We start from the raw sequence: 13,529 nt of genomic DNA, 5'->3' as shown, positions 1-13,529 counted from the left end.
ACCAAAATCCATTTTAAAAACTCAACAGCGTTTTGGCAGAATTATCTGGGGAAATGATGCTGTTGCAATTGCCACCGACGAGTGGTGGAATACCCGTAACGAAAAAACATATCTATTCAGCCCGGGCGATGCGTCAGTTGAACCAGTTGTTCTTTTCGACCGCAATACAAATGACCGTTATAACGATCCCGGATCATTTGTTACCTCCAAGAACGAGTTGGGAACGTACACGCTCGAAATGGACAAAAACACATTGTATTTAACCGGGCGTGGTTATTCTCCGGAAGGGATGCGTCCGTTTTTCGATGCCTTTGACCTGAAAACAAAAGAAACAGAACGGTTATGGCGTGCTGATGGAGAAACAACTCTTGAGAATATTATTCGTGTTATTGATGCCGACAAAGGTGTTCTTTTAACTCGTGTTGAAACCAGCACTCAATATCCGAATTACTACATCCGGAACATAAAAAAACGTATTGCGCCACAGCAGGTAACTTTCTTTAAAAATCCTTACCAGAGTATTGCCGACATTCACAAAGAGATTATCAACTACAAACGTGAAGATGGTTTGGACTTATCGGGAACTTTATATCTGCCTGCCGGTTACGACATGGACAAAAAAGAAAAGCTTCCGATGATAATGTGGGCTTATCCGCGCGAGTATAAAGACAAATCAACTGCAGGTCAGGTAACTTCTTCGCCACATACATTTACCTACCCGTCGTACGGATCGATTATTTTTTGGGTAACCCGTGGGTATGCAATTCTCGACGATGCTGCGTTTCCAATCGTTGGAGAAGGCGATAATGAGCCCAACGACAGTTTCCACGAACAATTGGTGGCAAACGCAAAAGCAGCCATCGATGCGGTTGACGAATTGGGATACATCGACCGTGACCGTGTTGCTGTTGGCGGCCACTCATACGGCGCTTTTATGACTGCCAACTTGTTGTCTCATTCCGATCTTTTTGCTGCCGGAATTGCCCGAAGCGGTGCCTACAACCGTACGCTTACTCCCTTCGGATTTCAAAGCGAAGAAAGAACTTATTGGGAAGCTCCGGAAGTCTATTACACCATGAGTCCGTTTATGCATTCCGATAAAATGAAAACGCCTCTCTTGCTTATTCACGGAGTTGCCGATAACAACTCAGGAACTTATCCGATGCAAAGTGAGCGCTATTTTAATGCTTTAAAAGGATTGGGTGCACCTGTTCGACTGGTGATGTTACCAAAAGAAAGCCACGGCTATTCAGCTCGCGAATCAATTTTACACATGCTTTGGGAGCAGGATCAATGGCTGGAAAAATATGTAAAAAATAAGAAGTAGATCACCAAGGTGAATAGAAGGCCCGGAATTGTTAAAAGCTATTCCGGGCTTTTTATTTCAAATATGGCTTAACATTTTCTTCAAGCACTTTCAATTTCGAAGATGATATAAAAGCCTACCTTTGTCGATCATAGATGAAAAATGATGCTTTGTTATGCCAAAAAAATTCTGAATAAAAAAGAGGGAATGCAATACCGACGTTTTGGGAAAACCGAAAAGTACCTGAGTACGATAACACTGGGCGGTATGCGTTTTAAGCATGGCTGGGACGATCCGCGACGAGAAATTCCTGAAGATACATTGGAAGAATGTTTGAATACGGTTCAACTGGCATTCGATGCGGGCATCAACCACATTGAAACAGCCTGGGGCTACAAAAAAAGCGAAACTGTTTATGGTAAAGTTCTGAATGAAGAATTATCCATTCCGCGTACTTCTTACCATTTAATGACCAAAGGAAACCCGATGACAGCTGATGCCACCTACGAAATGGTTGAAAACCAGTTGCGTGATTTGCAAACCGATTACTTCGATTTTTATGGCTGGCACGGAATAAACACCCCCGAATTGCTGGAACAAAGTTGCAAAAGAGGCGGAGCGATTGAAGCGCTGCTGAAATTAAAAGAAGAAGGCATAATACAACACGTTGGTTTTAGTACACACGCCCCGGTGGAGGTTATTGTGCGCGCCATTGAAACCGGTTTGTTCGATTTTGTGAACCTGCACTACTATTATTTTAACCAGCGGAACCTGGCAGCGGTGCAAATGGCCGAAATGAACGATATGGGCGTTTTCATTATCTCGCCAAACGATAAAGGCGGCCAGCTGTTTAATGCGCCGGCCAAGGTAAAAGACGCCACTTATCCGCTTACACCAATTCAGTGGAATGCGCGGTTTTGTTTAAATAATCCGGCCATCCACACCCTTTCGTTCGGCATAACCGAAAAAGAACATTTTGAGGAAATGAAAGGAATTTTCCCCACCACATCGCCATGGAGCAAGGCTGATTACGAAACAAAACTTAAACTGGATAGCTTTTTATTCGATGATCCGTATGCTGTTTATGAGGGTTTTGATATGCAGAACGATCCGTCGGGGATTAACATACCAGAGGTACTGCGTTTACGCCGGCTTTGGAAATCGTATGATATGATCGATTTTGCCAAATACCGCTACAAAACCTTTCAAGAGAAAAGTCACTGGTTTCCGGGAGAATTACCCACCCAAGCAAATTTGAACAAAATTGATACTTCAAAAATTCCTGATCATATTCCGCTAAAAGAATTACTTGCCGAAACTCATCGGGCTTTGTATAAACCTGAATACAAATTAGCTAAAAATTAATATCTTAGTACGATAAACCAAAAACCGTTAAAAATGAAATCTAGACCAATTCTTTCAATCGCAGTTTTTCTAATTGCACTGTTTTCTTTTTCGCAACTTCTTGCCGGCAACTATTATCAAATAAAAGTATATAGTTTAGACAATCCCGGTCAGGAAGAACGAATTGACAATTACCTGAAAAGCACTTTCATTCAGGCGGCCCACAAGGCAGGAATCGAACACGTTGGTGTTTTTAAACCCATTAAAACCGATCCGGATTACGGCAAAAAAATATTTGTTTTCATTCCTTTAAACAATCTGAGCGAAATTGAGAAGATAGAAGATCAACTCAATCGCTTTGAGTTAAATTCAGAAAGTGCCGCTTACATAAATGCAGCACACGACAATCCTCCATTTACACGCGTTGAGACTATTCTTTTAAGAGCATTTTCGGATATGCCAGTCTATCACAAGCCGGCTTTCGACACGCCTAAACAGGAACAGATTTTTCAGATAAGAAGTTATGAAGGGGCCACCGAAAAACTTTACCAAAAGAAAGTTGAAATGTTTAACGAAGGTGGAGAGCTTGCAATATTTAAAGACCTTGGTTTTAACGCTGTGTTTTTTGGCGAAGTTTTGGCCGGAGCAAATATGCCTAATCTTATTTACATGACTTCGTTTAAAAACATCGAGACGAATGAAAAACTTTGGCAGGCATTCAGGACCGATCCAAAATGGGAGGAGTTAAAAAACGACAAAGCTTATGCCAATACAGTTTCGCACATCGACAACTGGTTGTGCCATCCAACCGCTTATTCCGATTTTTAATTTAATGCTAAGCGACTCTTAATAATCCTTAAAAATAAGAAGCTGTTGTAGCCAACCAAAAACCTGGCTTGCTGTTATATTGAAATAATTTTACTTTTGCAGCATGCTTTACAACAAAGTGTTTCCACATAAAAGTTCGCTTACCTGGGTGGTGTTTGTACACGGCGCCGGGGGAAGTAATGTTGTGTGGTTTAGGCAACTGCGCGAATTCAAAAAGCATTTTAATGTGCTTTTGGTAGACCTCCGCGGGCATGGCAAATCGAAAAAAGAATACACCCAGGCAGAGATTTATGCTTTCGACGAAATTGCACTGGATGTGATCAAAACAATGGATCACCTGAAGATTGAGAAAGCACATCTGGTAGGCATTTCGCTGGGTTGTATTGTTATTCGCGCCATGGACAAACTGGCTCCGGGCCGGGCAGAATCAATTATTTTAGGAGGTGCTGTAGTTCAGTTTAACTCGCGTATCAACGCCCTGGTTACGGTAGCCAAATTGCTGCAAACAATTTTCCCTTACATGTGGTTATACCGGATTAATGCATGGATTTTGATTCCGTATAAAAAAGATATTGAATCGAGAAAGTTGTTTATTAAAGAAGCTATTCGTTTGGGTGAAAAAGAATTTAAGAAATGGCTGCGCATGTCAACAGAAATCAAAGACAATTTGCAGGAATTTTTGATTAAAGAAGCATCGGCTCCTGTATTGTATCTGATGGGCGACCGCGATCATATGTTTTTGCCAACCGTATCGAACCTGGTGAAAAAACACTTTAACTCAAAACTGGAGATTATTAAAAACAGCGGTCACGTTTGCAATATCGATCAGCCCGATATTTTTAACGAACGAAGTATTCAGTTTATTAAAAGTATCTCGTCTTAATTTCAAACTTCTTATAAAAAAATCCCCCCGTAAAATACGGAGGGAAAATTTCATCAGAACAATATTTTATACCACCGCCTAGTGGTTCTTATATTCGGCGATAATCTTTTTCACATCAGTTGGCGCTACCCTGCCGTACACTTTTTCGCCAACGGTTACCACCGGAGCCAAACCACAGGCTCCCACACAGCGCAGGCAGTTAATGGAGAATTTACCGTCTTCGGTCGACTCACCCACTTCCACTTTAAGCTGACGTTTGAATTCGTTAAGTACCTGCTCGGCACCACGAACATAACAGGCCGTTCCCATACAAATTGAGATTGGATTCTCGCCCTGCGGAATCATTGTAAAAAAGCTGTAAAAAGTAACAACACCGTACACTTTTGCCACCGATGTTTTAAGCTCTTTTGCGATTACCTCCTGCACCTCTGCCGGCAAATAACCCAATTTACTTTGCACCTGGTGAAGTACATTTATCAGTTCGCTTTCCTTATTTTCAAACTCCTTACAAATATCTTTTATGAGTTGTACTGTATTCTCTGCTAATTTAATTTTTGGCATGATTATTTGTTTAACTCGTTAATTCTAAATAATAAAAAAATCAATTCTTCAACAGACGGTCACTAGTCATTTGTTACTGGTCACTGTTGCTGCTCCCAATAGATTTAATGTAACTATTGTGTCTCTTTCCAAGTTCGTCCAATTTTGACATTAAATGAAGATGAGTCACCTCATCAATCAGGTCTCTGTTTCTGGCTTTTTGTAGCCAGGTTCGTGTCTCACTTTGAGATCCTCTGGAATAATACTGAAACTGCTTATTCTCTTTAAAAAAGTATCTCCCGAATCCTTCTGAGATATTCGAAGCCATAGAGTCAGCTGCTTCCACTAACTGCTTTCCGGTTGTCCATTTATCAAAGCTTTCCCATTTATCAACAATAGCAAATACTTCTTCTCCAATTTCCATTGCCAACTTATAAACAACTAAATCTTCTAACTTCATAATAACCACCTTTTAAATCCTAATGACTATTGACAAATGGCCAATGACCAATGACCACTAAGTCCTGTCGAAATACTTGGTATGCAACAGATGATGCGCTTTTTCGCTCATCGGCTCACCCAGGAACTTTTCGTACAACTCAATAATATGTGGATTCTCGTGCGATTTCCGCAGCGTTTTATTCTTGTCTTCCTGATACAGGGCTGCTTGTCGTTTTTTCAAAATGCTCGCATCGCCATGGTGATAAGGTTGTCCACCACCACCGATACATCCACCGGGACAGCTCATAATTTCAATGGCGTGGAACTCGCTGTTTCCTGCCTGAATATCTTCCAGCAGTTTACGTGCGTTACCCAAACCGTGAGCGATACCAATTTTTATTGGCAATCCGTCAAAATCGATAGTCGCTTCGCGAATTCCTTCCATACCACGCAGTTCATCAAAATCTAATTTTGGTAATTCCTTTTTGGTATGTACTTCATACGCCGTACGAACTGCTGCCTCGATAACACCACCGGTTGTTCCGAAGATTACTCCGGCTCCGGTTGATTCACCAAGCGGATTATCAAAGTCCTCGTTCGGAAGAGCAGCAAAATCAATATTCGAAAGTTTGATCAATGCTGCCAACTCACGTGTAGTAATTGCGTGATCAACATCCGGGTTGTCATTGGTTTTAAACTCATCGCGACCACACTCGTATTTTTTAGCCACGCATGGCATAATCGAAACCACAACCAGATCTTCGCGTTTAATTCCCAACTGATCGGCAAAATAGGTTTTGGCAATAGCACCAAACATTTGCTGTGGCGATCGTGCAGTTGAAGGAATATCTTTCATTTCCGGGAATTGGTGTTCGAAGAATTTCACCCACGCCGGACAGCATGAAGTAAGAATAGGAAGTTTTACATCCTTATCGCCTGCCAAATGTTTTCCCAAACGATTCAGCAACTCAGTTCCTTCTTCCATAATAGTAAGGTCAGCAGCAAAGTCGGTATCAAAAACATGATCGAAACCCAAACGGCGCAAAGCAGCTACCAGTTTTCCGGTTACCAACGATCCGGCTTCCATTCCAAACTCCTCGCCCAACGCAGCACGCACTGCAGGAGCTGTTTGAACAATCACCGTTTTTGTAGGATCGGAAAGTGCACGAATTACTTTTCCGGTCTCGTCAACTTCGGTTAATGCTCCGGTCGGGCAAACAGCCACACACTGACCACAATACGTACATACCGAATGGTCGAGGTTCATTTCGAAAGCGGGTGAAACAACCGATTCGAAACCACGATTGATGGCCGACAAAACACCAACGGTTTGTACTTCGTTACACATGGTTTCGCAACGGCGGCACATAATACATTTGTCTACCTCGCGAATAATTGCCGGCGAAGTATCTTCGCGGTAAGTTGACTGCTCACCTTTATAATGAATTTCGCGAATTCCGAGATTATGAGCCATATCCTGCAAATCGCAGTTGCCCGATTTGGCGCAGATCAAACAATCAAAAGGATGATCGGAAAGAATCAACTCCATTACTGTTCTGCGCGCATTTATCACCCGCATCGAGTGCGTGTTAATCTTCATTCCTTCACTCACATCGGTGCAACAAGCCGGTGCCAGGTTTCTTCTTCCTTCCACCTCTACTACACAAATACGGCAGCCCCCCGGTTTGTTTTCAATATTCAGGTCTTCAAGTTTCATGTGGCACAGCGTAGGAATATGCATCCCAACACCCGATGCCGCTTCCAGAATTGTGGTTCCTGATTTTACCACAACCGGTTTATTATCTATTGTAAGATTTACTATATCCATAATTTCCAGGTTTCTGATTAGGTTAGGGTTATTGCATTGAATTTACATTTTTCGAAACACACGCCACACTTGATGCACAATGTCTGATCAATAAAATGTGGTGCACGGCGCTCGCCGGAAATAGCTCCTACCGGGCAATTGCGGAAACAAAGTGTACAACCGGTACACAGATCTTCAACAATGTCGTAACGCAAAAGCGATTTACATTGACCCGCCGGACATTTACCGTCGTGTACGTGAGCCATATATTCGTTTTCGAAATTATTTATGGTTGAAAGCACCGGGTTAGGCGAAGTCTGTCCCAAACCACAAAGTGCCGTATCTTTAATAACCACACTCAAATCTTTCAACTTCTCAATATCCTGTTCTTCTCCTTTTCCCTGGGTAATTTTATCCAGCAGCTCGTAAAGACGTTTGTTTCCAACACGGCATGGTGTACATTTTCCGCACGACTCTTCCAACGTAAAATCCAAATAGAATTTCGCAATGGAAACCATACAATCGTTCTCGTCCATTACGATCATTCCGCCTGATCCCATCATTGACCCCGATGCCAGAAGGTTGTCGTAATCGATTGGAATATCCAGCGAATCTTTCGTTAAACATCCTCCCGACGGACCACCGGTTTGAACGGCTTTAAACTCTTTTCCGTCCTTAATACCACCGCCAATATCATAAATCACTTCGCGTAATGTTGTTCCCATTGGCACTTCAATTAAACCTACATTGTTGATCTTCCCGGCCAGGGCAAACACTTTTGTTCCTTTCGATTTTTCGGTGCCAATTTTACTGAACCATTCGGCACCTTTATTCAGAATTACCGGAATGTTTGCAAAAGTCTCCACGTTGTTTACGTTGGTAGGTTTTCCCATGTATCCGGAAACCGATGGGAACGGTGGTTTAAAAGTTGGTTCGCCACGCAAACCTTCCATGGAGTGAATCAGCGCAGTTTCTTCGCCGCAAACAAAAGCTCCGGCACCATAACGTAATTCGATATGAAAATTGAAGCCTGTTCCTAAAATATCATCACCAATCAAACCATACTCTTCGGCTTGTTTAATGGCAATTTTTAAACGCTGAATTGCCAGCGGATATTCGGCACGGATATAAACCAGCCCTTTGTCGGCACCAATACAATAACCGCAAATGGCCATTGCCTCCAGCACCGAGTGCGGATCGCCTTCCAGAATCGAGCGATCCATAAACGCACCAGGGTCGCCCTCGTCGGCATTACATACCACATATTTCTGGTCGTTTTCTACATTTTTTGTGATTTCCCACTTTAATCCTGTAGGGAAACCACCACCACCGCGGCCCCTCAAGCCAGAATCCTTCACCTCTTTTATTACCTCTTCAGGTGTCAGTTCAGATAAACATTTTCCCAAAGCCTGGTAACCATCGCGGGCAATGTATTCGTCAATATTTTCAGGGTTGATAAAACCACAGTTCTTTAAGGCAATACGGATTTGTTTTTTGTAGAAATCCATGCCTTTTGAATCGCTGATCTGCTCAGCGCTGTTTGGGTCGGTATATAATAAACGTTTTACAGGACGCCCTTTTACAATGTGCTCCTCTACAATTTCAACCACATCGTTTGGCGTAACCTGCACATAAAACGTGTTGTCGGGTAATACTTTTATAATGGGGCCTTTTTCGCAGAAACCAAAACAACCGGTCAGCACCACCTGAACTTCATCTGCGAGTCCAAGGTCACCAATCAATTGGTTTAGCCTGTTTTTAATTTCGTCGCTTTCCGAAGCTTTACACCCGGTACCGCCACAAATTAAAAGATGCATTTTATAATCAGTCATAGTTAAAGGTTTAGTAATTAGTCGTCAATGGTTTTAAAACTTACCGGAATGATTCCGTCAACCAGTTCGCCGCGTTTTATGTATTTATCAATTATTTCGTGAACCTTTTCTTTGTCAACATGTCCGTAAACCAGCGGTTCTTTTCCTGGCAGTTTTACTTCAACAGTTGGTTCAGCATAACAGTAGCCCATGCAACCGGTTTGAGTAACAACCGCATCAATAGCTTCCTGTTCCAGTTCTTCCACAAAATATTTCATGGTTTCTTTTGCACCCGATGCAATACCACATGTGGCCATACCCACTTTTACTTGCACCACCTGGTCAGGGTTAGTACTATTTTCCCTGAGTTTGATTTTCGACTGTGCTTCTTCTTTCATCCTCCGAAGATCAGCCAATGATTTAATTTTAGTCATATCGCTATTTTATTTATTGTTATTTCGTTACTTCTATTTCTTCCAAATTCGTTTTTATCAGTTCCAATATCCCTTCGCGTATTTCCTTTTGCTGATACGAAACATCACCAAGCACTTCTTTCAACTCATCAGAACTTAGCTGGAACCCGCCCTTTTCTGTTTTGTGGTGATATACCAAATTTCCAACGGTGTAACTTAAAAACATCAGGTACAAGGTTTCCCAAATATCTCCCAACGGCGGCCGATCGATATTCGATAGTTGAAAACGGGCTGTTAAAACGGTGCCCACATTTAGCTCCGATTCGAGGGAAAAACTGCCCCCTGCAGCCTCGGCATTATGCTTTAATAGCGGAATGCCTAAACCCACTTTTCGGGTAGTTCGCGATGTAAAGAACGGATTAATGGCTTTGGCCAGCGTTTCTTTGCTCATTCCGCAGCCGTTGTCTCTGATTATTAATGAATAAAGATCTGCTATTTTATCCTCCTCAACTATGATTTCAATCAATGTCGCTTTTGCGCTTACGGAGTTCTGCACAATATCCAGGATATGATCGGACAGTGTTTTCATACTATTTCAACAAATCTCTTATCTTGCTGATTCAGAGCCTTTTTTACTTCCCAAAATGATAATTCCTGAATATTAAAGACTGAATACCGGGTGCCAATCTGTTCTAAAAAATGAGCATCTGAATTATAAATTAACGAAATTTTATCATCTAATTCATAATGTTTTCGAACATGCTTTTCGCTGGTTTTTCCGGTAATTCCCATGGCGTCAAATTCAAGATCTTTTGGAACAAAACCCAGGTGGCTAAACAGTCCGTTTAGGGGGCGGTTAACATGTGCCGGAATAAAAATACCGCCTAACTCGTACACGTACTTTTGAACCGATGAAATACCTTTCTTCAACGCCGAAGTAAGGTAATACGGGACCAGCTCCAACACCTCTTCGTTTTCGTCAACAACCGGCTGATAACCAAAGTGGCCGTCGGGATTTGGGATACGGGTAATGTTCTGCTCCAAATACTGCTGAAACTTATCAAGGGTTTCATCGTTTTCGAAAAATGCAAGGCAGTGCACTTCTTCTTTGGTAGTAACTTCGGCACCGGTAAGTGCCAGAATTCCTTTTTCGCGGGCCAAATCGCGAATTACTTTAGCATTTAAGGTTGAATTATGATCGGTGATTCCAATAATATGTAATCCTGCCTCCCGGGCTTGCTCCACAATTTTACGCGGAGCCATTTCCAGGTCGGCACAGGGCGAAAGTACGGTATGAATATGTAGGTCGGCCCTGAATTTTTGCATCGGATTACGTTAAAGTAATGTATAAATTACCTGCCATTTCAAAAGTAGCTTTGTCGGTTCCCAGCACAGGAATTCCTTCTTCGTTACTACGTTCGAGAGTATCTTCTTCGGGTTCAAAACCCTTCACCAGAATTACCGCTGCCAGTTCTTTTAATGAGGCAATGGCCATTACGTTTTGGTGCGTTTGCAGTGTTATCCACACCTGCCCTTCCTGCGCATTTCCCATTACATCGCTCAACAAATCGGAAACATACCCGCCGGAAATTTCATTCTCTAATCCGGATTCGCCGGAAAAAACTTTTAATCCAAATTTTTCAACCAGTTCAGAAACCTTCATTTCTACCTCCTCTTCTGTTACAGTCAGCGTCAAAACGATTTTTCCCCCAGGCTTTTTCCAGGTTCTTTGTCGCTTTTTCGATGTTTATTTTTTTCTCGTTTAAATATCTGTTTTGCAAGAAAATGCAATCGGTCATTTTTGCTTGTCCCTGCACCATATCTTCGGCCAGTGCGTGGCAGTTGGGCGCACCGCAACTTCCGCAGTCAATTCCCGGCAGCTGGCATAAAATACGATCTACTTTCTGCATTTTCTCCAATGCTTTCAGCCGGTCGGGATCGAGTGCAAAAACATAACTAGGTTCAATCGGATCCGCTTTCATTTTATTTTTTATCCCCAGACAACTTACCGCCGAAACATCGATGGACGAAGCATGCGGATAACGTTTTGAACGTTTTTGTAATCGCTCAACAGTTAAGAACCGGTTGCCGGTAAGCAAAATTCCGCCGGCGCATCCCTGGTGGCATGATTTCAGTTCCAGAAAATCGAGCACCGGAACCTCGTCGTTTTCCATGCGTTCCAGAATTTTCACCACATTGTGTATGCCGTCAACCGCCATCGAATTTCGTTTAAAGTGCCTTGCTTCGCCACGCGGAAGACTCCACAAAATACCGTCGAGCGTAAGGTTTTTGCGCAAGGGAGCCGTATCCGTTTTTTCTTCTTTTTCGATTACCCGCATGATGTGATTGTATAAATCACTCATTTTTATGAGGCCATCAACTGCCGACACCTCTTCGCCCAAAGGACGTTTTACTGCCGCCATTTTTGCCGAACAGGGCGACACATAAAAAGTGCCTATTTCTTCGCGTTTAACGCCTTGTTTGGCCAAGAGCTCAATGGCATGGCAAGCTGCCAAATCGTGAGGTGCTTTTACCGGAACAATGTTATCAACCAGCGAAGGGTAGCGCGATTGTATCAACCTTACAATAGCAGGGCAAAACGATGATATCATTGGCTTACGGGGCGATTTTTGAACTTCCTGCTTTATCTCATCAATCAGCAAGCCGATGGGTTGCTCCACCTCAAAAATATGCGTGAATCCGAGTTTCAGTAATGCTTCGTAAATTTTCCCTTCGGAATAAATCTCGGGAAACTGCCCAATCATTACCGACGGGAAAAGCACCACCCGGTATTTGTATTTATTCAGTTGCTCTAAACTATCCTGCTCCACATAAAAAGCATCAACCGGACATGCCCGCAGGCAGTTTCCACAATCCACACAACGATCAGCATTTATTTTTGCTACTCCCCCACGTATCCGGATTGCCTCGGTTGGACAGGATTTCATGCAGTGCGTGCAGCCCGTACATTTATCCGTGTCAACTGTTATGGCATGATATTTTTCAACAACCTTCATCTCTTAAAAATTATTTCTGAAAGTTAAAACTGTCCCCACTCCTAACTCGCTTTCAATCTTAAATTCATCGGTGTTTCGGTTAATATTCGGCAATCCCATTCCTGCCCCAAAACCCATATTTCGCACGGCTTTTGATGCGGTTGAATAGCCTTCCTGCATTGCTTTTTCAATATCTTCAATACCGGGGCCGTTATCCTGCACGATTACTGTAATTCCTGTTCCGTCGATTTCAGCCAGCATTTTCCCTCCAACAGAGTGAGCAACAACATTTACCTCAGCTTCGTATATAGCCACCACAATTCGTTTGATCACTTTCGGATCAACCTGCAATTGTTTCAGCATTTTTTTAATTCGGCTCGAAGCTCTTCCTGCCTTACTAAAATCGCCACTCGCTATGTCAAATTCCAATTTCATTAATAAACCGGGTCTAAACCGTTTTGAAACAGCAAGCCGCTCGCGCGATAAATTGAAAAGGGTGTTTCCAGCAGAACAAGACCGGTTTCGTTGGCCAGCTCGATCATTTCGGGGGTGGCAGTTTTGTTGCGTGCCAGCAACACCACTTCAATGTCGGCCATTTCGGCTGTACGAACAATTTGTAAATTGGTCAGTCCTGTAATTAAAAGTATGTGCTCCGTATCCAGCGTTAACACATCGCTCATCAGATCGGAGCTAAAAGCTCTCAGCAATTCGCGGTCTTTTTCGGCATCTCCGGCAACCACTTTTGCGTTGGTCAAATCAATAATCTCAGATAACTTCACTTGGTTCGTTTAAAACTTGGCACAAAGATAATTCTACCAATATTTTTTTCACTGTTACAAGTCAAGTTATGCCGAATTTATAATGAATAAAAACAAGCCCTATTCGTCTCTATTTCTGATGAATCGATTTCCAAAAATCTGTTTTTAAACAATTCGCCAAAATATAAAGTGCCTGTGGTTTTATATGCCTTGTAAAATGTGTATTTTTCTGTGGTAAAACCTGAAAAAAAGAAACATGATTTACGATAAAGAATCATTTCTGACCGGCAATATTGAAGACCCGGCCATTCATCAGAAAATTATTGATGCACTGCCGATACCGATTTTTTACCGCGACACAGAAGGAGTTTACCAAATGTGTAATGCCGCACACGAAAAATT

The 13,529-nt window shown here is 42.4% G+C and carries 15 protein-coding genes; 4 read left to right on the top strand and 11 right to left on the bottom strand.

Features of this window, described 5'->3' with window-relative positions; genetic code table 11:
• From ABZB17_RS13050 to ABZB17_RS13035, 4 genes are all read left to right on the top strand, one after another.
• On the top strand, nt 1-1,327 hold a 1,327-nt coding region (locus tag ABZB17_RS13050), incomplete at its 5' end, for an alpha/beta hydrolase family protein (protein ID WP_372650785.1).
• Between the two features lie 186 nt (nt 1,328-1,513).
• A complete protein-coding gene (locus tag ABZB17_RS13045) occupies nt 1,514-2,671 on the top strand; it encodes an aldo/keto reductase (RefSeq protein ID WP_372650784.1) in 1,158 nt (385 codons plus the stop codon).
• Between the two features lie 33 nt (nt 2,672-2,704).
• Nucleotides 2,705-3,478 (top strand): NIPSNAP family protein, encoded by a 774-nt coding sequence (locus ABZB17_RS13040; protein ID WP_372650783.1) that lies wholly within the window; start codon nt 2,705-2,707, stop codon nt 3,476-3,478.
• A 103-nt stretch (nt 3,479-3,581) separates the two neighbouring features.
• Nucleotides 3,582-4,361, top strand: a complete 780-nt coding sequence (locus ABZB17_RS13035) for an alpha/beta fold hydrolase (RefSeq protein WP_372650782.1) — start codon at nt 3,582-3,584, stop codon at nt 4,359-4,361.
• Nucleotides 4,362-4,439: 78 nt separating this feature from the next.
• On the opposite strand, the gene ABZB17_RS13030 is transcribed toward ABZB17_RS13035, so the two are convergent.
• The 11 genes from ABZB17_RS13030 to ABZB17_RS12980 form a co-directional block, all read right to left on the bottom strand.
• Nucleotides 4,440-4,922, bottom strand: a complete 483-nt coding sequence (locus tag ABZB17_RS13030; RefSeq protein WP_045026765.1) for an NAD(P)H-dependent oxidoreductase subunit E — start codon at nt 4,920-4,922, stop codon at nt 4,440-4,442.
• A 73-nt stretch (nt 4,923-4,995) separates the two neighbouring features.
• Nucleotides 4,996-5,361 carry a four helix bundle protein gene (locus tag ABZB17_RS13025; RefSeq protein WP_319501197.1) on the bottom strand — a complete coding sequence of 122 codons (366 nt, stop codon included), beginning with the start codon at nt 5,359-5,361 and terminating at the stop codon, nt 4,996-4,998.
• Between the two features lie 57 nt (nt 5,362-5,418).
• Nucleotides 5,419-7,170, bottom strand: coding sequence for an NADH-dependent [FeFe] hydrogenase, group A6 (locus tag ABZB17_RS13020; RefSeq protein WP_372650781.1), 1,752 nt, complete (start codon nt 7,168-7,170; stop codon nt 5,419-5,421).
• Nucleotides 7,171-7,187: 17 nt separating this feature from the next.
• On the bottom strand, nt 7,188-8,981 hold the full coding sequence (locus tag ABZB17_RS13015) for an NADH-ubiquinone oxidoreductase-F iron-sulfur binding region domain-containing protein (protein WP_372650780.1): 1,794 nt from the start codon (nt 8,979-8,981) through the stop codon (nt 7,188-7,190).
• A gap of 17 nt (nt 8,982-8,998) precedes the next feature.
• Nucleotides 8,999-9,394 carry a ferredoxin gene (locus ABZB17_RS13010; RefSeq protein WP_372650779.1) on the bottom strand — a complete coding sequence of 132 codons (396 nt, stop codon included), beginning with the start codon at nt 9,392-9,394 and terminating at the stop codon, nt 8,999-9,001.
• A 19-nt stretch (nt 9,395-9,413) separates the two neighbouring features.
• Nucleotides 9,414-9,962 (bottom strand): ATP-binding protein, encoded by a 549-nt coding sequence (locus ABZB17_RS13005; RefSeq protein ID WP_372650778.1) that lies wholly within the window; start codon nt 9,960-9,962, stop codon nt 9,414-9,416.
• Nucleotides 9,959-10,699 carry a PHP domain-containing protein gene (locus tag ABZB17_RS13000; protein ID WP_372650777.1) on the bottom strand — a complete coding sequence of 247 codons (741 nt, stop codon included), beginning with the start codon at nt 10,697-10,699 and terminating at the stop codon, nt 9,959-9,961. The genes ABZB17_RS13005 and ABZB17_RS13000 overlap by 4 nt, the downstream gene beginning before the upstream one ends.
• A 4-nt stretch (nt 10,700-10,703) precedes the next feature.
• Nucleotides 10,704-11,036, bottom strand: a complete 333-nt coding sequence (locus ABZB17_RS12995) for a DRTGG domain-containing protein (RefSeq protein WP_319269495.1) — start codon at nt 11,034-11,036, stop codon at nt 10,704-10,706.
• Nucleotides 11,023-12,390, bottom strand: coding sequence for a [Fe-Fe] hydrogenase large subunit C-terminal domain-containing protein (locus ABZB17_RS12990; protein ID WP_372650776.1), 1,368 nt, complete (start codon nt 12,388-12,390; stop codon nt 11,023-11,025). Before ABZB17_RS12990 ends, ABZB17_RS12995 begins: the two co-directional genes overlap by 14 nt.
• 3 nt (nt 12,391-12,393) lie before the next feature.
• Nucleotides 12,394-12,804, bottom strand: a complete 411-nt coding sequence (locus ABZB17_RS12985; protein WP_372650775.1) for an ATP-binding protein — start codon at nt 12,802-12,804, stop codon at nt 12,394-12,396.
• Nucleotides 12,804-13,148, bottom strand: coding sequence for a hypothetical protein (locus ABZB17_RS12980; protein WP_045026749.1), 345 nt, complete (start codon nt 13,146-13,148; stop codon nt 12,804-12,806). The genes ABZB17_RS12985 and ABZB17_RS12980 overlap by 1 nt, the downstream gene beginning before the upstream one ends.
• Nucleotides 13,149-13,529 lie beyond the last annotated feature (381 nt).

Origin of the sequence: Draconibacterium sp. (assembly GCF_041583095.1) — a bacterium.
Lineage (GTDB): Bacteria > Bacteroidota > Bacteroidia > Bacteroidales > Prolixibacteraceae > Draconibacterium.
The sequence above is the reverse complement of the archived record's forward strand: the minus strand, read 5'-3'. Positions and strand labels throughout refer to the sequence as shown.